The sequence below is a fragment of the Streptomyces sp. NPDC051211 genome (genome assembly GCF_040689505.1).
Taxonomy (GTDB): Bacteria; Actinomycetota; Actinomycetes; order Streptomycetales; family Streptomycetaceae; genus Streptomyces.
Map to the genome: position 1 here is coordinate 232,059 of NZ_JBFBAV010000006.1, position 22,222 is coordinate 254,280.

The 22,222-nt window shown below is 74.3% G+C and carries 18 protein-coding genes; 9 read left to right on the forward strand and 9 right to left on the reverse strand.

The annotated features are described in order from the left end of the window. Nucleotides 1–31: 31 nt before the first annotated feature. Both AB0447_RS09520 and AB0447_RS09525 read right to left on the reverse strand, forming a co-directional pair. Complete coding sequence (locus tag AB0447_RS09520) at nt 32–844, reverse strand: hypothetical protein (protein ID WP_366475981.1); 813 nt, start codon at nt 842–844, stop codon at nt 32–34. 65 nt (nt 845–909) lie between these two features. After that, complete coding sequence (locus AB0447_RS09525; RefSeq protein WP_366475982.1) at nt 910–1,773, reverse strand: LysR family transcriptional regulator; 864 nt, start codon at nt 1,771–1,773, stop codon at nt 910–912. Between the two features lie 575 nt (nt 1,774–2,348). On the opposite strand from AB0447_RS09525, the gene AB0447_RS09530 reads away from it, so the two are divergent. Beyond that, nucleotides 2,349–3,482, forward strand: a complete 1,134-nt coding sequence (locus AB0447_RS09530; RefSeq protein WP_366475983.1) for an aminopeptidase P family protein — start codon at nt 2,349–2,351, stop codon at nt 3,480–3,482. Between the two features lie 258 nt (nt 3,483–3,740). Here the strand turns inward: AB0447_RS09530 and treZ are convergent, their stop codons facing one another. Beyond that, the gene (gene treZ, locus AB0447_RS09535) at nt 3,741–5,528 is read right to left on the reverse strand and encodes a malto-oligosyltrehalose trehalohydrolase (protein WP_366475984.1); all 1,788 of its coding nucleotides are present in this window, start codon (nt 5,526–5,528) and stop codon (nt 3,741–3,743) included. A gap of 115 nt (nt 5,529–5,643) precedes the next feature. Here treZ and AB0447_RS09540 point away from each other — a divergent pair, with 115 nt between their 5' ends. Together AB0447_RS09540 and AB0447_RS09545 are read left to right on the forward strand one after the other, a co-directional pair. Continuing rightward, nucleotides 5,644–6,213, forward strand: a complete 570-nt coding sequence (locus AB0447_RS09540; protein ID WP_366475985.1) for a DUF1707 and FHA domain-containing protein — start codon at nt 5,644–5,646, stop codon at nt 6,211–6,213. A gap of 264 nt (nt 6,214–6,477) precedes the next feature. Continuing rightward, nucleotides 6,478–7,041, forward strand: a complete 564-nt coding sequence (locus tag AB0447_RS09545) for a GNAT family N-acetyltransferase (protein ID WP_366475986.1) — start codon at nt 6,478–6,480, stop codon at nt 7,039–7,041. Between the two features lie 36 nt (nt 7,042–7,077). Here AB0447_RS09545 and AB0447_RS09550 read toward each other — a convergent pair whose 3' ends face one another. Beyond that, entirely contained in the window at nt 7,078–8,448 is a 1,371-nt protein-coding gene (locus tag AB0447_RS09550) for a M14 family zinc carboxypeptidase (protein WP_366475987.1), read from the reverse strand. Nucleotides 8,449–8,489: 41 nt separating this feature from the next. Next, complete coding sequence (gene lpdA / locus AB0447_RS09555; RefSeq protein ID WP_366475988.1) at nt 8,490–9,983, reverse strand: dihydrolipoyl dehydrogenase; 1,494 nt, start codon at nt 9,981–9,983, stop codon at nt 8,490–8,492. Nucleotides 9,984–10,068: 85 nt separating this feature from the next. On the opposite strand from lpdA, the gene AB0447_RS09560 reads away from it, so the two are divergent. After that, complete coding sequence (locus AB0447_RS09560) at nt 10,069–11,007, forward strand: LysR family transcriptional regulator (RefSeq protein WP_366475989.1); 939 nt, start codon at nt 10,069–10,071, stop codon at nt 11,005–11,007. On the opposite strand, the gene treY is transcribed toward AB0447_RS09560, so the two are convergent. Beyond that, on the reverse strand, nt 10,932–13,241 hold the full coding sequence (gene treY, locus AB0447_RS09565) for a malto-oligosyltrehalose synthase (protein WP_366475990.1): 2,310 nt from the start codon (nt 13,239–13,241) through the stop codon (nt 10,932–10,934). The two genes, AB0447_RS09560 and treY, sit on opposite strands and share 76 nt — an antisense overlap. Nucleotides 13,242–13,323: 82 nt before the next feature. Between treY and AB0447_RS09570 the strand changes: the two genes are divergently transcribed. Further along, nucleotides 13,324–14,640 carry an MFS transporter gene (locus AB0447_RS09570; protein WP_366475991.1) on the forward strand — a complete coding sequence of 439 codons (1,317 nt, stop codon included), beginning with the start codon at nt 13,324–13,326 and terminating at the stop codon, nt 14,638–14,640. Here AB0447_RS09570 and glgX read toward each other — a convergent pair. Continuing rightward, entirely contained in the window at nt 14,625–16,739 is a 2,115-nt protein-coding gene (gene glgX, locus AB0447_RS09575; protein ID WP_366475992.1) for a glycogen debranching protein GlgX, read from the reverse strand. The two genes, AB0447_RS09570 and glgX, sit on opposite strands and share 16 nt — an antisense overlap. Nucleotides 16,740–16,996: 257 nt before the next feature. Here glgX and AB0447_RS09580 point away from each other — a divergent pair, with 257 nt between their 5' ends. Both AB0447_RS09580 and AB0447_RS09585 read left to right on the forward strand, forming a co-directional pair. Beyond that, the gene (locus AB0447_RS09580; RefSeq protein ID WP_366475993.1) at nt 16,997–18,232 is read left to right on the forward strand and encodes an SAV2148 family HEPN domain-containing protein; all 1,236 of its coding nucleotides are present in this window, start codon (nt 16,997–16,999) and stop codon (nt 18,230–18,232) included. A gap of 95 nt (nt 18,233–18,327) precedes the next feature. Then, nucleotides 18,328–19,059, forward strand: coding sequence for a 3'-5' exonuclease (locus tag AB0447_RS09585; protein ID WP_366475994.1), 732 nt, complete (start codon nt 18,328–18,330; stop codon nt 19,057–19,059). Between the two features lie 80 nt (nt 19,060–19,139). On the opposite strand, the gene AB0447_RS09590 is transcribed toward AB0447_RS09585, so the two are convergent. Then, nucleotides 19,140–19,991 (reverse strand): aminoglycoside phosphotransferase family protein, encoded by an 852-nt coding sequence (locus AB0447_RS09590; RefSeq protein WP_366475995.1) that lies wholly within the window; start codon nt 19,989–19,991, stop codon nt 19,140–19,142. Between the two features lie 123 nt (nt 19,992–20,114). Here AB0447_RS09590 and mgt point away from each other — a divergent pair, with 123 nt between their 5' ends. Continuing rightward, nucleotides 20,115–21,338, forward strand: a complete 1,224-nt coding sequence (mgt, locus tag AB0447_RS09595; protein ID WP_366475996.1) for a macrolide-inactivating glycosyltransferase — start codon at nt 20,115–20,117, stop codon at nt 21,336–21,338. Then, nucleotides 21,335–21,901 carry a DUF1697 domain-containing protein gene (locus AB0447_RS09600; protein ID WP_366475998.1) on the forward strand — a complete coding sequence of 189 codons (567 nt, stop codon included), beginning with the start codon at nt 21,335–21,337 and terminating at the stop codon, nt 21,899–21,901. Before mgt ends, AB0447_RS09600 begins: the two co-directional genes overlap by 4 nt. Before the next feature lie 47 nt (nt 21,902–21,948). On the opposite strand, the gene AB0447_RS09605 is transcribed toward AB0447_RS09600, so the two are convergent. Then, nucleotides 21,949–22,222 (reverse strand): transposase (locus AB0447_RS09605; protein ID WP_366475999.1); only part of this gene is annotated, 274 nt, incomplete at its 5' end.

The window sequence follows — 22,222 nt, forward strand, 5'->3', positions numbered from 1 at the left end:
TAGCGGATCAGCGAGGTGGCCCCGCGACGGGTTATCCGGCGGGCTGGGCGGCCTGCTGCAGGACGGCGGCCCCTCCGGCCGTGGCCCGGGCCGTCGCGTGGGCGACCGCCGCGGCAGCCAGGGCGCGGACCGCCGGATGCGGGCGGCTCCCGTCCCCGTACAGCTCCGGCTGGAACAGGGTGGCGAGGAAGAAGGGGTGGCCGGGCAGCTCCGCGATCCGGACCTGACCGGCCTCGTCATGACCGGACAGCCGCAGGCCGTGCGCGGCGAGCGCGGGCAGCTGCTGCGCGTCGGGCCCGTAGTTGCAGTGGTAGCGCTCCATGGAGCGCTCCGCGCCCAGCACCCGCTCGGCGAGGGAGCCCGGTTCGGCCCGCACCCGGCCCTCGTGCCCGACGAGCGAGCAGGACAGCGGGGCGATCAGCGGGTCGGCGGCCGCCGGGTCGTTCTCGGCGTGCGCCGCACCGTCGATGCCGCAGACGTTGCGGGCGTACTCCAGGAGGGTGTGCTGGAAGCCGCCGCAGGTGCCGAGGAAGGGGATGCCCTGCTCGCGGGCGGTCCGGATGGCGGCGAGCGCGCCGGCCTCGCTGGCGTACGGGCTGCCGGGCAGCAGCCACACGGCGTCGAAGCCGGCCAGCGCGCCGGACTCCGCCTCTGCCGCGGCGTCGCCGGTGGGGATCCAGTACGCGTCGAGGACCAGCCCGTCGCGGGCGGCCAGGGCGTCGAGGAGGAGGGGGATGCGGGTGTGGGAGGTGACGTGGGGGGAGCGGTCGCCGATGAGGGCGATGCGGGCGGTCGTCGTGGTGGTTGTGGTGGTTGCGGTGGTTGTGGCCGTCGTGGTGGTCATGCCGATCATGGTGGCTGCGTCGGCTCGTTCACGTCCAACGATGGTTTCTGCACCATGCATCAGCGTTACTGATGGATGAGGCGGGCGGCGAGTGCGGCCGCCGCGCCGGTCAGGGCGCCGGGCGAGAGCAGTTCCGTACGGTGCACCAGGCGCGGCACGGCGAGCGGTACGGCCACACCCTCCCCGGCCGCCTCGGCCACCCGGCGCGGCAGCAGGGCCAGGCCGTGCCCGGCGGCGGCCAGGGCGCAGAGCGCGTGCAGGTCCGTACCGTCGTAGCGCAGGGCGGGGCGCGGGCCGGCCGAACCGGTGGCCGCGCGCACGGCGGCGAGCGGAATGCCCGCGTCGGGGGCGTCCAGCCAGCGGGCGTCGGCCAGGTCGTCGAGGCGGACGGCGGTGCGGGCGGCGAAGGGGTGGCCGGAGGGCAGCAGCACGGCGAGCTCCTCCTCGCCGATGCCGACGACGGTCAGCGGGGCCACGTCCGGGAGCCGCAGCGGATCGCTGGGCGCGGCCGGGCCGTCGACCAGCCCGAGGTCGCAGCCACCGGTGGCCACGGCGGCCGGCACCGCGGCCGGGGCCATCACCTGGAGGGTCACCCCGGTTGCGGGCAGTGCGCCGAGCAGCCGCGGCCCGACGGCCAGTGGCGAGGCGGCGATCCGGACCCGCTCGGGCGGGGCGGCGGCCAGCCGCAGGACATCGGCCCGCGCGGCATCGAGCCGGAGCAGCAGTGGCCCGGCATGCTCCAGGAGCCGCTCTCCGGCGGGGGTCGGGCCGACCGGCCGGCGGGTCAGCAACTCGGCGCGCAGGTCGCCCTCCAGGGCGGCGATGTGCTGGGAGACGGCGGACTGGGTGTAGCCGAGTTCGCGGGCGGCGGCGGAGAAGGAGCCCAGGCGCGTGACGGCGACGAAGGTCCGGAGCAGATGCGGATCCATCCCCCCAGCATGCGACCCTGCCGGCCCCTACCGTGCCCTGCCCCCGCTCCACGGGCCCCTGCTCGGCCCTGTCGGACCTTCCGGCTGCGTACCCGGAGGGCACATGCAGTTCCGCCGGGCCCCTGCTGGCCGGGTCGCCGCGCGGCGGCACTTCAGCCCCGCCGGGGCCCCCTCCAGCTCGGCCGGGGCCCCCTCCAGCCTCGCCGGGGGGAGCCCTCTCCAGCGCCGCCGGGGGTAGCCGCCTTCAGCCCCGCCAGGAGGAGCCGCCTTCAGCCCCGCCCGGGGTGGAGCCTTTCCAGCCCCGCCGGCGTTTGAGGCGCGGGGGTCCGGGGGCTGGCCCCCGGCAACGGCGCCGCACCCGGACCCGGACCCGGGCACGCTGCGGAGCCGGGCGGGGGTGGGGGCCGCTGCGCGGAGCCTTTCCCCTACCCGCCCCTTCCCGAACTGGGGCTCCGCCCCAGACCCCGCGCCTCAAACGCCGGCGAGGCTGGAGATGCCAAACGCCGACGGGGCCGGAAATTGTAGGCGGCAACAAACAGGGGGAAGAAGTGCGGTGCAGGGGTGAGAGTGGGGGGATGGACATCGATATCGAGAGTGATGCCGGGGACTTCGGCGTCGAGGACTACGCCGCTCGCATGGAGGCCGCCGCACGAGCCGCCGCCGATGCGGGCCTGGCCGGGGTGCTGATCGCGCCCGGCCCCGATCTGGTGCATCTCACCGGGTACCGGCCCGCCGACACCGAGCGGCTCACCGTGCTGGTGCTGGCCGCCGGGCAGGAGCCGGTGCTGGTCGTGCCCGCGCTGGAGGCGCCCGATGCGGCCGAGGCCGTCGGTGCCGGGGCGCTCACCCTGCGGGAGTGGACGGACGGGAAGAACCCGTATGCGGCCGCCGCCCCGCTGCTCGACGCCGGCGGCCGCTTCGCGGTCAGCGACAACACCTGGGCCCTGCACCTCCTCGGTCTGCAACGGGAGTTGCCCGCCACCGGCTACGTGCCGCTCACCGATGCCCTGCCCCTGCTGCGCGCCGTCAAGGACACCCGCGAGCTGGCGCGGCTCGCGGCGGCGGGTGCGGCCGCCGATGCCGCGTACGGGGAGATCCTCCGGGTGCGCTTCGCCGGCCGGCGGGAGACCGACGTGGCGGCAGACCTCGCCGACCTGCTCCGCGCGCACGGCCATTCCCAGGTCGACTTCACCGTGGTCGGCTCCGGCCCCAACGGGGCCAACCCGCACCACGAGGCGGGCGACCGGGTCATCGGGCACGGCGACATGGTCGTCCTCGACTTCGGCGGCCTCGCGCACGGATACGGCTCGGACATCTCGCGCACCGTGCACGTCGGCGAGCCCACCGCCGAGGAGCAGTTGGTGCACGACCTGGTACGCCGGGCCCAGCAGGCCGCCTTCGAGGCGGTGCGCCCCGGCATCGCCTGCCAGGAGGTGGACCGGGCGGCGCGCGAGGTGATCGCCGAGGCGGGGTACGGGGAGCGGTTCATCCACCGCACCGGGCACGGCATCGGGGTGACCACGCACGAGCCGCCGTACATGGTGGAGGGCGAGGAGCAGCCGCTGCTGCCCGGCATGTGCTTCTCGATCGAGCCCGGAATCTACCTTCCGGGCCGGTTCGGCGTCCGGATCGAGGACATCGTGACCGTCACCGAGGACGGCGGGCGGCGGTTCAACCACGCGCCCCGCGAACTCGCCCTGGTGGAATAGGCCATCCCTCCGGGGAATTGGCCGAAAATCAGCCCTCCCCAGGGCAACCGAATCGGCTCGTTCGGTGGTCTGGAGGGCGAGGGGGTGTGCGGCGGTCCGGGGGAACAGGGGACCCCCGGACCGCCGCCCACCACCGCCCCGCACCGCACTGCACCGCACCGCACCGCACTGCACCGCCCCGCACTGCACCGCCCCGCCGAACCCCTGCCCCTTCGCGGACGGGTACGGGTACGGGTACGGCTGCGTGTGCGGCTCCGGCTACGGGCCGAGTACCGCCGCAGACATGCCCGGCAGGTGGATCCGGCCGTCCGGTCCCGGGTGCTCCACCGGCTCCCACGCCGCCAGCACCCGGACCCCGTTGCGGCCCAGCGCGATGGTCACCGGCTCCGCCGACAGGTTGACCGCGACCCGGATGTCACCCCGCCGGAACGTCAGCCACCTCCGTTCCTCGTCGAAGGCGACCCGCACTGCGCCCAGATCCGGATCGCGCAGGTCCGGCTGGGTGCGGCGGAGCGCGATCAGGGTCCGGTACCACCCGAGCAGCCGCTCGTGCTCCGGGCCGTCCGGCTCCGACCAGTCCAGGCAGGACCGCTCGCGGGTGGCCCCGTCCTGCGGGTCCGGGATCTCCTCCGCGGCCCACCCGTACGCGGCGAACTCCCGCCGCCGGCCCGTCCGCACGGCCTCGCCCAGCGCCGGGTCCGGATGGTCGGTGAAGTACTGCCAGGGAGTCCGGGCGCCCCACTCCTCGCCCATGAACAGCATCGGTACGAACGGCCCCGTCAGCACCAGTGCCGCCGCGCAGGCCAGCAGCCCGGGCGGGAGCGTGGCCGACAGCCGGTCGCCCAGCGCCCGGTTGCCGATCTGGTCGTGGGTCTGCGCATAGCCCAGGAAGCGGTGCGCCGGGGTGCGGCGCCGGTCCACCGGCCGGCCGTGGCTGCGGCCCCGGAACGAGGACCAGGTGCCGTCGTGGAAGAACACCCGGGTCATCGTCTTCGCGAGGGCGGCGAGCGGGGATTCCGCGAAGTCGGCGTAGTAGCCCTGCGATTCACCGGTCAGAGCGCAGTGCAGGGCGTGATGGAAGTCGTCGTTCCACTGCGCGTGCAGGCCGAGCCCGCCCGACCCGTCCGCGGCACCGGTCGCGCCGGAGCCGCGCGGCGCGGTCGTACGGGGATCGCACCGGTCGGACTCGGCGATCAGGAACAGCGGCCGGCCGGTCTCCGCGGCCAGCTCGTCCACCGCCTCCGACAGCTCCTCCAGGAAGGTCAGCGCCCGCCCGTCGGCCAGAGCGTGCACCGCATCCAGCCGGAGCCCGTCGATCCGGTAGTCCCGCAGCCAGGCCAGGGCACTGCCGATCAGGTACGCCCGCACCTCGTCTGAGCCGGCCGCGTCCAGGTTCACCGCCGCACCCCACGGGGTGTGGTGGGTGTCGGTGAAATACGGTCCGAAGGCCGGGAGATGGTTGCCGGAGGGGCCGAGATGGTTGTGGACCACATCCAGCACCACCCCCAGCCCGTGCCCGTGCGCGGCCGCCACGAACCGGGCCAGGCCGGCCGGGCCGCCGTACGGTTCGTGCACCGCCCACGGCGCGACCCCGTCATAGCCCCAGCCGTGCCGGCCGGGGAAGGGGCACACCGGCATCAGCTCGACGTGCGTGACCCCCAGCGAGACCAGGTGGCCGAGGCGGGCGGCGGCCGCGTCGAAGGTGCCCTCCGGGGTGAAGGTGCCGACGTGCAGCTCGTACAGGACGGCGTCCTGCAGCGGGACCCGGGGCTGCGGCGCGTCCGAAGGCCCGGCGAAGGCGGCCGGGTCCGTCACCGCGGACAGGCCGTCCGGGCCGTCCGGCAGCCGGCGGCCGCGCGGATCCGGGCGTACGAGGGGATCGCCGTCCAGCAGGAACCCGTACCGGTCGCCTTCGCCGGCCGGGGCCTCCGCCCGCCACCAGCCGGCCCGCCCGGGATCGGTGTCACGCGCCATCGGATACGTGACCTCGTTGAGCCGCATGTCCACGCGCGCCGCAGCGTGCGGCGCCCACACCTCGAACTGCACGGACGGTCCCCTCGTCGTCGGCGGGGCCGGTGGTGACCGGCATCCACCGCCCATCATTCCGGGCCGGGCGGGGGACTTCTGGACACTATGCCCCTGACGGGCCGACAATCACCCTGTGACGTCGAGTTTCGAGTTCCCCGTGCACCCGGTGCCGCGGCTCTCCGACGCCGAGCGCGACCGGGCCCTGGGGCTGCTCCGGGAAGGCGCGGCGGAAGGAAAGCTGTCGCACGACACCTTCATGCGCCGGATGGAACTCGCGCTGGTCGCCCGGCGCTCCGAAGAACTGGCCGTGCTCACCGCCGACCTGGCCGGCCGGGACGGCAGCGGCCTCGACAGCCCCTGGACCCGGAGGCTCTTCGGCTGGGTCGGCCGGGTCTCTGCGGTAGGGGTCGGCATCCGCCGCGCCTGGCACGCGGAACGGCTGCCGAAGCTGCTGCTGCCCATGGAGGGCGGGGAAACCCTGCGGATCGGGCGGGACCCGGGGAACGGGCTGCGGCTCAGCCACGAGACCGTGTCGCGCAGCCATGCGGAACTGAGTCTGCGGGACGGGTTGTGGGTGCTGCGGGACCTCGGCTCCACCAATGGCACCACCGTCAACGGGCGTCGGGTCACTGGCTCCACGGTGGTCCGGGACGGTGACCAGGTCGGCTTCGGCCGCATGACGTTCCGCCTCGCCGCCCGCTGACCGAGCCCTGCCCGCTGACCGAGCCCTGCCCGCCGGCCCGGCCCGGCCCTGCCCGCCGGCCCTGCCCGCTGCGCGGAGCCTTTCCCCTACCCGCCCCTTCCCGAACTGGGGCTCCGCCCCAGACCCCCGCGCCTCAAACGCCGGCGGGGCTGCATGCAGCCCCGCCGGCGTTTGAGGCGCGGGGGTCCGGGGGCTGGCCCCCGGCAACGGTGCCGCACGGCCCCACCGGCCGCAGCCCCCAGTCCGGTAGCGCAGGATGACGGCATGAACCAGCAGAACCAGAACCAGGGCCAGGGACAGGGCCAGGGCCAGGGACAGGGCCAGGACCAGGGCCAGGGCCAGAGCCGGGAACGGCGGCCGGGTGTGCGCGCCGCCCGACCCGAAGACCTCCCCCGCCTCGTCGAGCTGATCCACGAGCACGTCGCCTACGAGAAGTCCGCCCCGCGCCCGCCCGGCCTGGTCGAGCGACTCGGGCCGCAGATCTTCGCCCCCGAGGCCCGGCTGTGGGTGCTGCTCGCCGAGAACCCGTCCGGCGAGGTGGTCGGATACGCCGCCTGCTCCGCCGAGTTCTCCTTCTGGGACGCCCGCGACTACCTGCACATGGACTGCCTCTACCTGGCCGAGGGCGCCCGCGGGTACGGCCTCGGCGCGGCCGTGATGGCGGCCGTCGCGGACCTCGCCCGCGAGCTCGGCATGGACCAGGTCCAGTGGCAGACCCCGGACTGGAACGAGGGCGCCATCCGCTTCTACGACCGCCTCGGCGCCCGGAGCAAGCCCAAGCTCCGGTACGGGCTGGACATCCCCGGCGCGGCTCCCACCGCCGGCTGACCCAGACCTGTCACCCCTGCCCCTGCCCCTGCGCCTCTACCCCCCTGCCATCAGCCTCTCGTACGCCGCCAGCACCGTCCGCGACTGGTGTTCCACCTGGGTGGCGACCGGGATCCAGCGGGCCCCGAACCGGGCGGCGAACTCCTCGCACCAGCCGGTGACCAGGCGGTCCAGTGCCGGGGCCGCCGGATGGCCGGCCGCGCGCAGTACCCGCAGCAGCATCGCCGCGGCGCGCAGGGCCAGCCGGCGGCCGAACGCGTCGATGCTGCCGATGTACGCGGCGGTCGCCTCGGCGGGAGCCGCCGGCCCCGCCCATTCCGCGGTGATCCGCGGGATCAGCGCCAGGGTCCAGTCCACCGACCGCAGCAGCGGCGCGGCCAGCGCAGGGTCGTCCCCCGGCAGCTCGGCGCGGGCCGCCGCCAGGATCCGCACCACCCGCCCCGTATCCCGCTCCAGCCGCCCCGCCAGCATCCGCAGCGCCCGCCGCGGATCGGGATGCGGCGCCGGATCGTCCACCACGTCGCTCGCCCACATGGGGACTTCGACGATCGCGGTGGTCCCGTCGTACCGGTGCGCGTGGTACCAGGTGCTCAGCCGGGTGTCCTCCGGGTGGAACACCCCGGAGGCCTCGCTGCCCGGCTCCGGCATCACGAAGATCCCCGGCCCGGGCGAGGGCCAGCCGGCCGCGTCCGAGGCTCCGGTCTCCACCGGGATCCGCAGCTCCGCCGCCGATTTCGCGAACGGCTCGGCCAGCCCCGGTATGTCCCTGGTGAGCTGCACCCAGCTGCCGCCCAGGTCCGTGCAGTGCAGCGACACCTGCAGCAGCGGCCGCAGCTCGTCGATCAGCCCGGTCAGGGTGCGGGTCTCCGGCGGCAGCCGGTCCGGGGGCAGTAAAGACGGCGCCCACTCGGGCTGTTCGGGGCCGGGCGGCCGGTAGAAGTTCCGGTGGTAGTCGAGCAGCGAGTACGGGCGGGGGGTGCGGTGCAGGGCCGCGCCGTCCGGGTCCGCGCACAGCAGGAAGTGCCAGTCGCAGCCGGTGCGCCGTACCGGATCGCGGATGATCCGGCGGGCCAGCGACAGCGCGGTCGGCCCGCCGGCCGGTTCGTTGGCGTGGGCTCCGGCGACCACCAGGACCCCGCGCCCGGCCCCGCGCCCGGTCCCGGTCCCGGTCCAGCTCCCGGGCCAAGTCCCGGGCCAGGTCTCGGTCCCGGTACCGGCTTCGTGCCCGGGCCGGCCCGCCCCGGCCCCGGCCTGTCGGCCGACGGACAGCAGCCACAGCGGCCGCCCGCCCCGGGAGGTGCCGGCCTGGCGGAGCCGGACCAGTCCGGGGTGTTCGTCGGCCAGTGCTCTGGCGGCCAGAGCGAGTTCGTGCGGTGTGGGGTAGCACATGTCACGGATGAGGGTCACCGTGGTGGTCTGCCCGTCGTAAGCGCTGTGTATCCGGAGTACTACTGCTGGTGCAGTCCGCGTCCGGCAAGACTCAGGAAGGCCTCCCCGACGGCCTCCGACAGGGTGGGGTGCGCGTGTATGTGCCGGGCCACATCGGCCGGTTCCGCATCCCAGCCCACGATCAGCTGGCTCTCGGCGATCATCTCGGACACGTGCGGTCCCACCAGGTGCACCCCCAGGACCCGGCCGCCCCGCTCGGCGACCACCTTCACGCTGCCGCCCTGCCCGTGCACCATGCCCTTCGCCACGGCCGTCAGCGGCATCGAGTTGACCACCACCTCGTACGAACGGCCGCGCGCCTCCGCCTCGGTGAGCCCGACGGACGCGGTCTGCGGGGCCGAGTACGTCACCCGCGGCACCGCCGCGTAGTCCACCGGAGCGGACGGCACCCCGGCGAGGGTCTCCGCGACCAGCAGCCCCTCCGCGAACGAGGCGTGCGCCAGGCCGAGCGAGGGCGGCGGCAGCAGGTCCCCCACCACGTGGATGCCCGGCACGGCCGTCTCCAGCCGCGACCAGTCGGCGGGCGGTACGAAGCCCCGCCCGTCGGTGGCGAGACCGGCGGCGGCCAGGTCCAGCCCGTCGGTGACCGGCACCCGGCCGACCGCCACCAGCAGCCGCTCGGCGGCGATCTCGCGGAGCTCCCCGCGGGCCGTGCGGACGGTCGCCACCACACCCCCGGCGGTGACCCGGCAGCCCTCCAGCCGGGCCCCGGTCTGCACGTCGATGCCCCGCTTCTTCAGGCCCCGGGCCAGGTGCCGGGAGACGTCCGCGTCCTCCAGCGGCACCAGCCGGTCGGCGGCCTCGACGAGGACCACCTCGGCGCCCATCGAACGGTGGAAGGAGGCGTACTCCACGCCGATCGCCCCGCCGCCCAGGACCAGCACCGAGCCCGGCAGCCCGGGCGCGAACAGTGCGTCGTCGCTGGTCACGATCCGCCGGCCGTCCGGCTCCAGCCCGGGCAGCAGCCGCGGCCGGGAGCCGGTGGCCAGCACGATGCCCCGGCGGGCGGTGAACTCCCGCCCGTCGTCGGTGCGGACGGTCCGCGGGCCGGTCAGCCGGGCCCCGGACCGCACCACCTGCACTCCGGCATGGGCGAGATGGCCCTCCACGCCCTTGTGGTTGCGGGAGACGATCTCGTCCCGGGTGGCGGTCAGTGCCGGCCAGTCCACCGAGTCCAGGTGGGCCTTGATTCCCCACCGCTCCCGGGCCTCGGCCATCCCGTCGACGAGTTCGGCGGCGTGCAGCATGGCCTTGCTGGGGATGCAGCCGCGGTGCAGGCAGGTGCCGCCCACCTTGTCGCGTTCGGCGAGGACCACGGTGAGGCCGAGCGCGGCGGCACGGAGGGCGGTGCTGTAGCCGCCGGTGCCGCCGCCGATCACGATGACGTCCGGTGCGTCCGGTGCGTCCGGTGCGTCCGGTGCGTGCGTGGCGGTGTCGGCGGAGGAGTCGAGGTCGGCGTCGGGGCGGGTACTGGTGTCGGTGTCGGTGTCCATGCGGTCCACCGTGCCGCCCGGCCGGCCCATGAGTCCAAGGCAATGATCTTGTCGGAGCCATGAAGGCTCTTTATGCTCGCAGCTCATGAGCCTGCGCCAGATGGAGTACTTCCTCACGGTCGTGGAGGAGTCCTCCTTCACCCGGGCCGCCGACTCCCTGCACGTCACCCAGCCCGCGCTCTCCCACCAGATCAAGGCGCTGGAAAGGCAGTTGGGCGGGGCCCTGCTGGAACGGCTCTCCCGCGGGGTCCGGCTCACCGCGATGGGCCGCGCCTTCCTGCCCCACGCGCAGCTCGCCGTCCGCAGCGCCCGGCAGGCCGAGCGGGCCGCCCGGGCGGCCGCCGGCGCGGCGGGCGGCGAACTGCACATCGCCACCGTGCACGCCTTGGCGGTGGGACTCCTCCCGGGCGTGGTCGCCCGCTGGCGGGACCGGCACCCCGGGGTCCGGCTGATTCTGCGCGAGTACGGGTCCACGGAGGTGCTGGAGGAGCAGCTCGAACGGGGGGTCGCCGACCTCGCGGTGGGGCCAGAGCCGAAGGACTGGACCGGCCCGCTGGTTCCGATCGGCCGGGAGGAGATCGTGCTCGTCGTCCCCTTCGACGACCCGCTCGCCGCCCGCGGCACGGTCCGCCTCGCCGAGCTCGCCGACCGTGGCTGGATCCGCTGCGCGATGGAACCGCTGGTGCACGGGCAGCCCGTGCTGGACTGGGCGTGCGGGATCGCCGGCTACACCCCGCGCACGGTGCTCCGTACGGAACACACCTCGACCGCCGTACGGATGGCCGCCGCCGGGGTCGGCATCGTCGCCGCCCCGGCGCACATGGTGCGGGGCGCCGTCGGCGAGGACTGCGTGCTGCTGTCCCTGGAGCCCGCCTGGCACCGTTCGCTCGCCGTCTGGTCACGGGTTCCGCTGACCGGGGCGGCGGCCGCGTTCACGGAGCTGCTGGCTCAGGTCTCCCGGACCAGTACCGCGACCGGCGGACCGGAGCCGAGCAGTGCGGACAGTGCGACCTCGCCCTCGTAGACCGCCCCGTCGGGGAGGGCGGAGGTCCAGCGCCCCGGCGGCAGGGGCAGGGCGGTGTCCTGCCAGCCGCCCGCGTCCGCCAGCCGGAGCGCGAGCCGGGTCACGGCCACCAGCAGGGAGTCCGCGCGGGTGAAGGCGAGGCAGTGGCCGGCCGCCGGGCCGCGGGCCGGCAGCGGGGCGTAGCCGTGGAACAGGCCGGGCCGGGTCCGGCGGAGCCGCAGCAGGGCCGCGGTGAGGGCCAGCTTCTCCTCCGACAGGCCGGCCGGTTCGGCCCCGGCGTCGAGCCGGGCCAGCGCGGCCCGGTGGAACCGGGCGGGCCGCCGGTTGTCGGGGTCGACCAGCGCCCGGTACTCCGCCTCGCAGTCCTGGTAGACCTCGGGCACACCGGGCATGGCCAGGTGGAGGGCGGTCATACCGAGGGTGTTGGCCCGGACCCCGGTCGCGAACCCGCTCGCCACCCCGGTCTCGAACCCGGCCTCCTCCCCGGCCTCGTCCGGCACCGGCCCGGGGCGGACGTACCCGGGGACGGTGGCCTCGTACGCCGGGTCCGGGTCGGTCCAGCTCGTGTGCAGGGCGGCTTCCTTGGCCGCCTTGAGCAGGGTGGCCGCCAGGCGTTCCGCCCGGTCCGGGGCCTGGCCGAGGCCCAGCGAGGTCTGCTCGGCGACCCAGGCCAGCTGCGGGTCCGCGGCCTGCGCCCGCTCCGGCAGTCGCAGGGCGTCCGGCCGTTCCGAGAGCAGCGCGATCCGGGCCCGGACGTCCGCACTGCGCTTGGTGTCGTGGGTGGACAGGACCGTTCCGGAAGCCGGCCAGTCCTCCTCCAGCCGCGCGCAGTACGCGTGGAACTCGGCGGCGGACACGGCCGGCCGGCCCGGGTCGCCGCCGACCTCGGTGGCCGACAGCAGCGGCGCGTACCGGTAGAAGGCCCGGTCTTCCAGGGACTTGGCGCGCAGCGCGGCCGAGGTCTGGGCGAACCGGGCGGCGAAGGCCGGCGACTCCTCCAGCAGGGCCCGGACCCGGTCCACGGCCGCCGCACCGGCGGCCTCCCGGGCCCGCTCCACCGCCTCCGTGGAGAGCCCGCCGGCCCCCGGGTAGGGACGGTAGACCGGATAGGCGAGGAGTAAGGCCCGTACTGCGACGCCGAGTTCGGAGTCGCCCCCGGGGGCGGCGGCCAGCCGGTACAGGATCTCCAGTTCCGCGGCCAGGTCGGTGTCCAGGACGGAGGCCGCGCACTCCTGCGCCACCTCCGTCCAGCCGGGCGACCCGGTGGCCTCCCGGTACCGCGCGGCCAGCAGCTCCGCCCCGGCCGGGTCCACGAACACGCCGTCCACCCGGTGCAGGGCGTCGTACCCGGTCGTCCCCGCCACCGGCCAGGACGGCGGCAGCGGTTCCTCCCGGGCGAGGATCTTCTCCACCACCACCCAGCAGTCCTCGCCCACCGCCTTGCGAAGCCGCCGCAGGTAGCCCTCCGGGTCGGCCAGGCCGTCAACGTGGTCGATGCGCAGGCCGTCCAGCAGCCCCTCCCGGACCAGCTCCAGCACTTTCACGTGGGTGGCCGCGAACACCTCCGGATCCTCCACCCGGACCCCGATCAGCGAGGAAATGGTGAAGAACCGGCGGTAGTTGAGCCGGGTGCGGGCCTCCCGCCACCAAGCCGGCCGGTACCACTGTGCGGCCAGCAGCTGCGGCAGCGGCAGCCCGGCCGTGTCCTCTCGCAGCGGGAACTCGTGGCCGCCGTAGTGGAGCAGCCCGTCGGCCACCCGCGCTCCGGCCGGGTCCGGCGGGTCCGCCAGCACCGGCAGCAGCAGCTGTCCGCCGCCGGCCGCCCAGTCGATGTCGAACCAGCGGGCGTACGGCGATCCGGGGCCCTCCCGCAGCACCTCCCACAGCGCCCGGTTGAGCCGCAGCGGGGACGGGACCGCCATGTGGTTGGGCACGATGTCCAGGACCAGGCCCAGGCCGTGCGCGTGGGCGGTCCGGGCCAGTGCGCGCAGCCCGGCCTCGCCGCCGAGCTCCTCCCGCACCCGGCCGTGGTCCACCACGTCGTACCCGTGCGTAGAGCCGGGCACCGCCTCCAGCACCGGCGACAGGTGCAGGTGCGACACACCGAGCGAAGCGAGGTACGGTACGGCCGCCTCCGCGGCCGCGAAGGTGAAACCGGGAGTCAGTTGGAGCCGGTAGGTCGAGGTGGGGGCCGGCGGGACGGTCGGACGCGCGGTCGAGTACTGCAGGGTCATGAGAACGTACGTACCCAGCGACGCCGATTCCGTGCCATTGCCCAGTGCATCCGGGTGATTGCATCCGGTTAGCGTGTGGCCGGTGGTTGGAACCGTCGACACCTATCGCAGAGTCATCGCCCTGACCGGGCCCCTTCTCCCGCTCTTCTCGTTCTTCGCCCGACTCCCCGTCGCCATGTCCCAGTTCGGGACCGTGCTGCTGGTCGCCGAGACCAGCGGCTCGCTGGCCACGGCCGGGATCGTGGGCGGCACCCTGTCCGCCGGACAGGTGGTCTGCGGCCCCGTGCTGGGCCGGATCGCCGACCGGCGCGGGCAGCGCCCCGTCGTGCTCGCCGCCGCCGCGGTGAACGCCGTCGCCACCGGCGCCCTGGTCGCCGGCGCCCTCGGCGGGCTGGACACCGTCCCGCTCGCCGCGATCGGCGCCGTCACCGGCGCCTCCGTACCGCTGATCGGGCCGCTCGCCCGGACCCGTTCCGTCGCCCTCGCGCACCGCGCCGAGGCCGGCGAGGGCGTCGTCGGCGCCGTGCACTCGCTCGAAGGCACCCTCGACGAGGTCTCCTTCGTCATCGGCCCCGCCCTGGTCGGGCTGGCCGCGCTCATCGCCCACCCGGCGGTCGCCCTCGGCGCCGCCGCCGCCCTCGTCGCGGTCTTCGCGACGGCCTACGCGCTGCACCCGACCGCCGCCGTCACAGGGGGTCCCCCCGGACGGAGTCTGGGGGACGGCGAGCCCGCCCCCGTCCGGCGGGGGCGCCGGACCCGGCCGCCCGGCGTGGTGTACTCCGTCCGCGGATCGCTGGCCCTGCAGGGCGCCATGTTCGGCGGCTGCCAGGCCGGAATCGCCGCGCTGACCGCCGAGTTGGGGGTACCCGGCCAGGCCGGGATCGTGTACGCCGCCATGGGCGTGGTCAGCGCCGCCGTGGGCCTCGCCCTGGGCGCGCTGCCGGCTCGGTTCGGGCTCCGGCTGCGCTGGCGCGTCGCCACCGGCGCCGCCCTGCTGCTCTCCGTACCGCTGCTGTTCACCGGCAGCCTGTGGAGCCTGTACGCGGTGGTGACCGTCCTCGGCGCCGCCTACGCACCCCACCTGATCACCGCGTTCGCGCTGACCGAGCGGCACGTGGAGCCGGCCGGGCTGGCCGAGGCGATGGCGTTCGCGGCCAGCTCGCTGGTGGCCGGACAGGCGCTCGCGCTGGCCCTGTCCGGCCGGCTGGCCGAGTGGTACGGGCCGTCCGGCGCCTTCGCGGTGGCCGTCGCCGCGGCCGCACTCAGCCTCGGCCTGGCCCTGCTCACCCGGGTGCCGGCCGCCCGTACGCACACCGTGGCCGCCTTCGTCCCGGCGCAGCAGAAGGACTCCCCGCGCACCCCGGACGACGCCGGCACCCGCAGCTACGCGGGCCGCTGAAGCACCACCAGACTCCGGCCGATCAGCGCCACCCGGTCGCCGGCCGCGAACTGCGGTCCGGTGCCGGCCGGCATCACCTCCGCCCGGGCCGTGTCGACGATCAGCCGCCACTGCGAGCCGTGCCCGGCCGGGAGCGTGAACTCCTGTGCGTCCGCACCGGCGTTGAACATCAGCAGGAACGAGTCGTCGGTGATCCGCTCGCCGCGGGTCCCCGGCTCGGAGATCGCCTCCCCGTTGAGGAAGACGGTCAGGGCCCGGGTGTGCTGCGACTGCCAGTCGCGGGCCCGCATCTCCTCGCCGTGCGGGGTGAACCAGGCGATGTCCGAGAGTTCGTCGTGGGTGCCCTCCACCGGGCGGCCGTGGAAGAAGCGCCGGCGCCGGAACACCGGGTGGTTGCGGCGCAGCCACACCATCTGCCGGGTGAACTCCAGCAGCGCGGGCGCCGGTTTGCCCGGATCCGGCCACTCCACCCAGGACAGCTCGTTGTCCTGGCAGTAGGCGTTGTTGTTGCCGCCCTGGGTGCGGGCGAACTCGTCCCCGTGGCTGAGCATCGGCACCCCCTGCGACAGCATCAGGGTGGCGGTGAAGTTGCGCATCTGCCGGGCCCGCAGCTCCGTGATCTCCGGATCCTCGGTCGGCCCCTCCACCCCGCAGTTCCAGGACCGGTTGTGGCTCTCCCCGTCCCGGTTGCCCTCCCGGTTCGCCTCGTTGTGCTTCTCGTTGTACGCCACCAGGTCGTGCAGGGTGAAGCCGTCGTGGCAGGTGGTGAAGTTGATGGAGGCGAGCGGGCGGCGCCCGTCGTCCTGGTAGAGGTCGGAGGAGCCGGTGAGCCGGCCCGCGAAGTCGGCGAGGATGCGCGGCTGGCCCCGCCACAGGTCCCGTACGGTGTCCCGGTACTTGCCGTTCCACTCGGTCCACAACGGCGGGAAGTTGCCCACCTGGTAGCCGCCCTCGCCCAGGTCCCAGGGCTCCGCGATCAGCTTGACCTGGCTCACCACCGGGTCCTGCTGCACCAGGTCGAAGAACGAGGACAGCCGGTCCACCTCGTGGAACTGGCGGGCCAGGGTGGCCGCCAGGTCGAAGCGGAAGCCGTCCACGTGCATCTCGGTGACCCAGTACCGTAGCGAGTCCATGATCAGCTGGAGCACGTGCGGGGACCGCATGAGCAGCGAGTTTCCGGTGCCGGTGGTGTCCGTGTAGTAGCGGGCGTCGTCCGCCAGCCGGTAGTACGAGGAGTTGTCCAGCCCCCGGAAGGACAGCGTGGGGCCCAGGTGGTTCCCCTCCGCGGTGTGGTTGTAGACCACGTCGAGGATCACCTCGATCCCGGCCTCGTGCAGCGCCCGGACCGCCGACTTGAACTCCAGCACCTGCTGGCCGCGGTCCCCGGAGGCGTAGCGGTTGTGCGGGGCGAAGAACCCGATGGTGTTGTAGCCCCAGTAGTTGCTCAGCCCGTCGTCGACGAGCCGGTGGTCGTTGATGAACTGGTGCACCGGCATCAGCTCCAGCGCGGTGACCCCCAGCTTGGTGAGGTGCCCGATGACCGCCGGATGGCCCAGCGCCCCGTACGTGCCGCGCAGTTCCTCCGGCAGATCGGGGTGACGCATCGTCAGCCCCTTGACGTGGGCCTCGTACAGCACGGTGTGGTGGTACTCGTGGCGCGGCGGCCGGTCGTTGGCCCAGTCGAAGTACGGGTTCACCACGACCGAGCTCATGGTGTGCGGGGCGGAGTCCAGGTCGTTGCGGGAGTCGGGGCGGCCGAAGTGGTAGCCGTACACCTCCTCGCCCCAGGAGACGGACCCGCTGATGGCCCGCGCATACGGGTCGAGCAGCAGCTTGGCCGCATTGCAGCGGTGGCCGCGCTCGGGCTCGTACGGGCCGTGCACCCGGAAGCCGTAGCGCTGACCGGGCATGACGCCGGGCAGATAGGCGTGCCGGACGAAGGCGTCCGTCTCGCGCAGCTCCACCGCGGTTTCCGAACCGTCGTCGTGCAGCAGGCACAGTTCGATGCGTCGGGCGGCCTCCGAGTAGACCGCGAAGTTGGTGCCGGCGCCGTCGTACGTTGCGCCGAGGGGATACGCCTGTCCGGGCCAGACCTGCATAGATGCGACTCTTCCACTCCTGATCCGGCGTCGGTTGGTCTCCGCCAGATCTTCCCCGAAAGGGGGGCCCGGTGTGCGGACTTGCGCAGGTCCTACCGGGTGACCCGGCCAGCCGATATGCGGGTCAGCGGACTGTCGGGGAATCCGATGATGGGTCAACAGGCAGCCTCTGTAAGGGCCATCCGGCTGCACCGGGCCGCGTGCGCGGAGTACCCTTCCTTGATCACTGGAGGGGTAGCGGAAGGGCGGGTGCGCGGGTGAGCTCGGGAGGTCTGGAGCTGCCCCCTGGTGACGGCGGTCACGAGGGCGGCGCCGCGGAGGCCGGGACGGTCTCGCTGGCAGGACCGGAGGCGCCCGGCGGGAACCCGCGTACCGGCGTCGAGCTGGACTGGGGCGCGGAGGCCTGGAGCGAGGTCCGCACCCGGGCCCAGCGGGCCGGCCGTGCGTACATCTGGCTGAACCTGATCGAACAGCGGCTGCGGGCCGTGGTGGGCGCGGTGCTGCGCCCGATCTACGAGCCGGTGCACGGCGAGGACGACTGGGTGGTCGCCGCCGCCGGTCCGGCCGGTCAGGAGTGGGTGCAGCGCGCGGTCGCGGTGCGCGAGGTCAGCCGCCGCAAGGGCTACCTGCTGGACCCGGCCGACGACAACGTTCTCTCCTTCCTGACCCTGCCGCAGCTGCGGGAGCTGATGGTCCAGCACTGGCCGTGCTTCGAGCCGTACTTCGACGACCGGCGCGAGATCGAGCTGGCCCTGGACGAGCTGGAGGTCACCCGCAACGTGGTCTCCCGCAACCGGGCCCTGTCGCAGGCGGTGCTGGGGCAGGCGGAGCGGGCCTCGGCGCGGCTGCTGGAGGTGCTCGGCGGGGGCGCCGGCAGCCCCTCGGCGGACCGGCTGCCCATCGACGCGGTCGAGGACCTGGTCGGCGACCGGTACGCGGACGTCATCTCGGTCCACCCCGACCGGGTCCGGCTCCAGCGGCAGCTGCCGGCCGAGGACCTCTTCGGCGGGGCCCGCCGCCTCGACGCCATCGGCATAGGGCTCAACCTGCTCGTCCAGAACTACTCCGGGCGAAGACTCGTCCGGCTGGTGGAGGCCGGCTGCCGGGTTCGGCTGCTCTTCCTGAACCCGGCGAGCAGCGCGGTGAAGCGGCGGGAACGGGAGCTGGGCCTGCGCAAGGGCGAGCTGAGCCGCTCGGTGGAGATGAACATCCTGCACGTCCGCCGGGTCCGGGCGGGCCTGCGCGACCCCTCGGGCTTCGCCATCCACGTCTTCGACGAGACCCCCCGTTTCACCGCCTACCTGGTGGAGGGCGAGACCTCGGGGATCGCGGTGGTCCAGTCGTACCTGCGGCGGGCGCGCGGCATGGAGGCGCCGGTGCTGGTCCTGCGGGGCGGGGGCCGGGGGGTGCCCAAGGACGCGGACCACGGTCTGTTCACCACCTACCGGGAGGAATTCGAGTCGGTGTGGGACGACTCCCGGCCGGTGTCCTGACCGCCGGCTGCTTGCCTGGTGTCCCGGCTGTCAGTGCGCCGTGGCAGGCTGAAAGCCGTTGCAGGAACATCGGGGGACATCGGGGGAGGGGCGCCATGGGGGAGTGGCACGGGGGAACGCTGATCGGCTTCGACCTGGAGACGACCGGCACGGAGCCGGGGGAGTCGCGGATCGTCACGGCCGCGCTGGTCGAGGTGGCCGGCGGAGTCGTCGGCGCGCGGCGCGGCTGGCTGGCCGACCCGGGGATAGCGATCCCCGAGCAGGCCTCGGCGATCCACGGGATCAGCACGGAGCGGGCGGTCCGGGAGGGCCGGCCGGCCCGGGAGGTCGCGGACGAGGTCGCGGAGGCCCTGGCCGACCGGTGGCGGCGGGGCGCGGTGGTCGTCGCGTACAACGCGGCCTTCGACCTGACGCTGCTGGCGGCCGAACTCGCCCGGCACGGGCTGCCGTCGCTGGCCGACCGGCTGGGCGGGCCGGAGACCGGCCCGGTGGTCGACCCGCTCACCATCGACCGCGCGGTGGACCGCTACCGGCGCGGCAAGCGGACCCTGGAGGCGGTCTGCGGGGTGTACGGGGTGCGGCTGGAGGCTGCGCACGACGCGGGCGCGGACGCATTGGCCGCGGTCCAGGTCGCCCGCGCGATAGCCGCCCGGCACCCGTCGGTGGCCGCGCTCGACCCCGCCGACCTGCACGCCGAACAGACCCGCTGGCACGCCCGCTGGGCCCGCGACTTCCAGTCCTACCTGCGCAGCCAGGGCACCCCGGACGCGGTGATCGACACGGCCTGGCCACTGCGCGGCCTGGCGACGGCGAGCGCGGGGGCCTGAGGACGGCCTCGGCTTGAGGAGGGCCCCGGCTTGAGGACGGCCCCGGCTTGAGGACGGCGCCGGCCGACGGCCCGGGGCGGTCAGAAGGGGTGCCAGCGGACGTCCGGGGCGGGGTCGCGGAGCGAGGCGACGCGGCGTCGGAATTCGGCCAGGGCCTTCGGGTTGGCCGGGGCGTGCTGCGCGACCCAGGCGCAGCTGGCCGTTTCGCGGGCGCCGCGCAGGACCGCGCAGCCCGGCCAGTCGCGGACGTCCCGGCCGTACGCCGCGGTGAAGGCCTCGTACGCGTCGGCGGGCAGCCCGTAGCGGTCGCGGGACAGGGCCATCACCACCAGGTCGTGCTCCCGGAGGTCGGTCGCGAAGGTCTCCAGGTCGACCAGGACCGGCCCGTCCGGGCCCACATGGACGTTCCGGGGGAGGGCGTCGCCGTGGATCGGGCCGCGCGGCAGGTGCGGCACCAGTGCGGCCGCCTCGGCCGCGAAGGAGTCGCGCCGGGACCGCAGATAGGCGGCGTCCGCCGGGTCGATGGCGTCCCCGGCCAGCCGCAGCCAGCGCTCCACCCCGCCCAGCAGGTCCCGGCCGGGCAGTTCGAACGGGGGCGCCGGCAGCGCGTGCACCAGGCGTAGCAGCCCGGCCAGGTCGGCCGCTCCGGCCGGGCGCACGGCGGCGGGGAGCCGCTGCCAGAGCGTGACGGGATGCCCGTCGACCAGCCGCGGCTTCGGCTCCGCCGCGCGGACCGCCGGGACGCCGCGGTCGGCGAGCCACCCGGCGACCGCCAGCTCGCGCTCGGCGCGCGCCAGCAGCTCGGCCGTCCGGCCCACCTTCACCACCAGCTCGCCGACGGCGAAGACCGCGTTCTCGCCGAGCGCGAGCAGCTCCGCCCGCTCGGTGAGGCCGGCTTCCTGCAGCACGCCCCTGGCCTGCGCCTCGTCCATCTCGCTCCGATTTCCGCATGAGTGGGTCAGTGAGTCCGTGAATCCGACAAGTTTCGCATCGGCGGCCTCGGGTGGCCGGAAATCAACGTTGCACGAGACGTCTCGTCTCATTACGGTGAGGGCATGACCTCAGCAAAGCCCGCACACATCGCCATGTTCTCCATCGCCGCCCACGGCCACGTGAACCCCAGCATCGAAGTGATCCGCGAACTCGTCGCCCGCGGCCACCGCGTCAGCTACGCCATCCCCGCCTCCTTCGCCGAGAAGATCGCGGAGACCGGCGCCACACCGGTGATCTACACCTCCACCCTCCCCACCGAGGACACGCCCGAGGACTGGGGCACCGAGTTCATCGACAACATCGAACCCTTCCTCGACGACGCCATCCAGGCCCTCCCGCAGCTCGCCGCCGCCTTCGAAGGAGACGAGCCCGACCTGGTCATCCACGACATCACCTCCTACCCGGCGGGCGTCCTCGCCCACCGCTGGGGCGTCCCCGCCGTCTCCCTCTCCCCGAACCTGGTCGCCTGGGAGGGATACGAGGAAGAGGTCGCCGAACCCATGACCGCACCCCTCAAGGCCACCGAGCGCGGGCAGGCGTACTACGCCCGGTTCCGGGCCTGGCTCGACGAGAACGGGATCCCCGAGGACTCCGACCGGTTCGTCGGCCGGCCGCGCCGCAGCATCGTGCTGATCCCCAAGGTGCTCCAGCCGCACGCCGACCGGGTCGACGAGACCGTCCACACCTTCGTCGGCGCCTGCCAGGGCGCACGCACCGAGCAGGGCGGCTGGCAGCGGCCGCCGGCCGCCGAAGGCAAGAAGGTGGTCCTGGTCTCCCTCGGCTCCGCCTTCACCAAGCGGCCCGCCTTCTACCGGGCCTGCCTTGACGCCTTCGCCGGCCTCCCCGACTGGCACCTGGTCCTGCAGATCGGCAAGCTCACCGACGAAACCGAGCTCGGCGAGATCCCCGCCAACGCCGAAGTCCACCGCTGGGTTCCGCAGCTGGACATCCTGCGGCAGGCCGACGCCTTCATCACCCACGCCGGAGCCGGCGGCAGCCAGGAAGGCCTCGCCACCGGAACCCCGATGGTGGCCGTCCCGCAGGCCGTCGACCAGTTCGGCAACGCCGACATGCTCGCCGCGCTGGGCGTGGCCCGGCACCTCCCCATGGCGGAGGCCACCGCCGAATCCCTGCGCGCCGCCGTCCTCGCCCTGACCGCCGACCCCCAGGTGGCGGCCCGCGCCGAGGAGATCCGTACGCAGATGGCCGCGGAAGGCGGCACGCGTCGGGCGGCGGACCTCATCGAGGCCGAACTGTCAGAGGGGCGCCCTATCGTTCGGCCATGACGACGAGGACGACGAAGACGAAGAAGTACGCGGCCCTGCTGCGCGGCATCAATGTCGGCGGCGCCAAGAAGGTCCCGATGGCCGAGCTCCGCACCGTACTGGAGGAACTGGGCCACGCCGGGGTCCAGACCTACCTCCAGAGCGGCAACGCCGTCTTCACCGCCCCGGAGCAGGACCCGCAGACCCTGGCCCGCGGCCTGGAGAAGGCCATCGAAGGCCGCTTCGGCTTCCGCGTCGCCTGCCTGGTCGTCGACGGCCCCCACCTGAAGGCCGTCGCCGACGCCTGCCCCTACCCGGCCGCCGAACTGGAAGGCAAGCAGCTGCACGCCACCTTCCTCTCCGAACAGCCGGCCGCGGACCGCTTCGCCGCCCTCGACCGGGAAGCCTTCCTCCCGGAGGAGTTCACCCTCGGCGACCGCGTCCTCTACCTCTACGCCCCGAACGGCCTCGGCCGCTCCAAACTGGCCGAGGCCCTCGCCCGCCCCGCCCTCCTCAAGGGCATCGACGCCACCACCCGCAACTGGAACACGGTCGCCAAGCTGGTCGAACTCACCACCGACTAGACGACCGGACGACCGGACGGGCAGACGACTAGGTTCTGTCTCTTTGGTCAGCGTCGTGCCCGGATGAGGATGGCGGCGAGGTGGAGTGCGGCCTGGTAGGCGATGGCGGGTTTGTCGCATCGTGTGGCCAGGCGGCGCCACTGCTTGAGGCGGTTGATGCAGCGTTCGACGGTGTTCCGCTGCTTGTAGATCTCGGCGTCGATGCCGGGCGGGCGGCCGCCTCGGCGGCCTCGCCGCAGGCGGTTGCCAACCTGGTCGGACGGCTGCGGGATGACCGCGCGGATCCCACGTCGTCGCAGGTGGGACCGGATGGCGCGGGAG

Bases quoted from the DNA above. Each gene is read 5' to 3' on its own strand.
- mgt (WP_366475996.1), top strand. From the start codon at position 20,115: ATGACCTCAGCAAAGCCCGCACACATCGCCATGTTCTCCATCGCCGCC.
- AB0447_RS09525 (WP_366475982.1), bottom strand. From the start codon at position 1,773: ATGGATCCGCATCTGCTCCGGACCTTCGTCGCCGTCACGCGCCTGGGC.
- AB0447_RS09560 (WP_366475989.1), top strand. From the start codon at position 10,069: ATGAGCCTGCGCCAGATGGAGTACTTCCTCACGGTCGTGGAGGAGTCC.
- lpdA (WP_366475988.1), bottom strand. From the start codon at position 9,983: ATGGACACCGACACCGACACCAGTACCCGCCCCGACGCCGACCTCGAC.
- AB0447_RS09600 (WP_366475998.1), top strand. From the start codon at position 21,335: ATGACGACGAGGACGACGAAGACGAAGAAGTACGCGGCCCTGCTGCGC.
- AB0447_RS09545 (WP_366475986.1), top strand. From the start codon at position 6,478: ATGAACCAGCAGAACCAGAACCAGGGCCAGGGACAGGGCCAGGGCCAG.
- AB0447_RS09590 (WP_366475995.1), bottom strand. From the start codon at position 19,991: ATGGACGAGGCGCAGGCCAGGGGCGTGCTGCAGGAAGCCGGCCTCACC.
- glgX (WP_366475992.1), bottom strand. From the start codon at position 16,739: ATGCAGGTCTGGCCCGGACAGGCGTATCCCCTCGGCGCAACGTACGAC.
- AB0447_RS09520 (WP_366475981.1), bottom strand. From the start codon at position 844: ATGACCACCACGACGGCCACAACCACCGCAACCACCACAACCACCACG.
- AB0447_RS09530 (WP_366475983.1), top strand. From the start codon at position 2,349: ATGGACATCGATATCGAGAGTGATGCCGGGGACTTCGGCGTCGAGGAC.
- AB0447_RS09585 (WP_366475994.1), top strand. From the start codon at position 18,328: ATGGGGGAGTGGCACGGGGGAACGCTGATCGGCTTCGACCTGGAGACG.
- treY (WP_366475990.1), bottom strand. From the start codon at position 13,241: ATGACCCTGCAGTACTCGACCGCGCGTCCGACCGTCCCGCCGGCCCCC.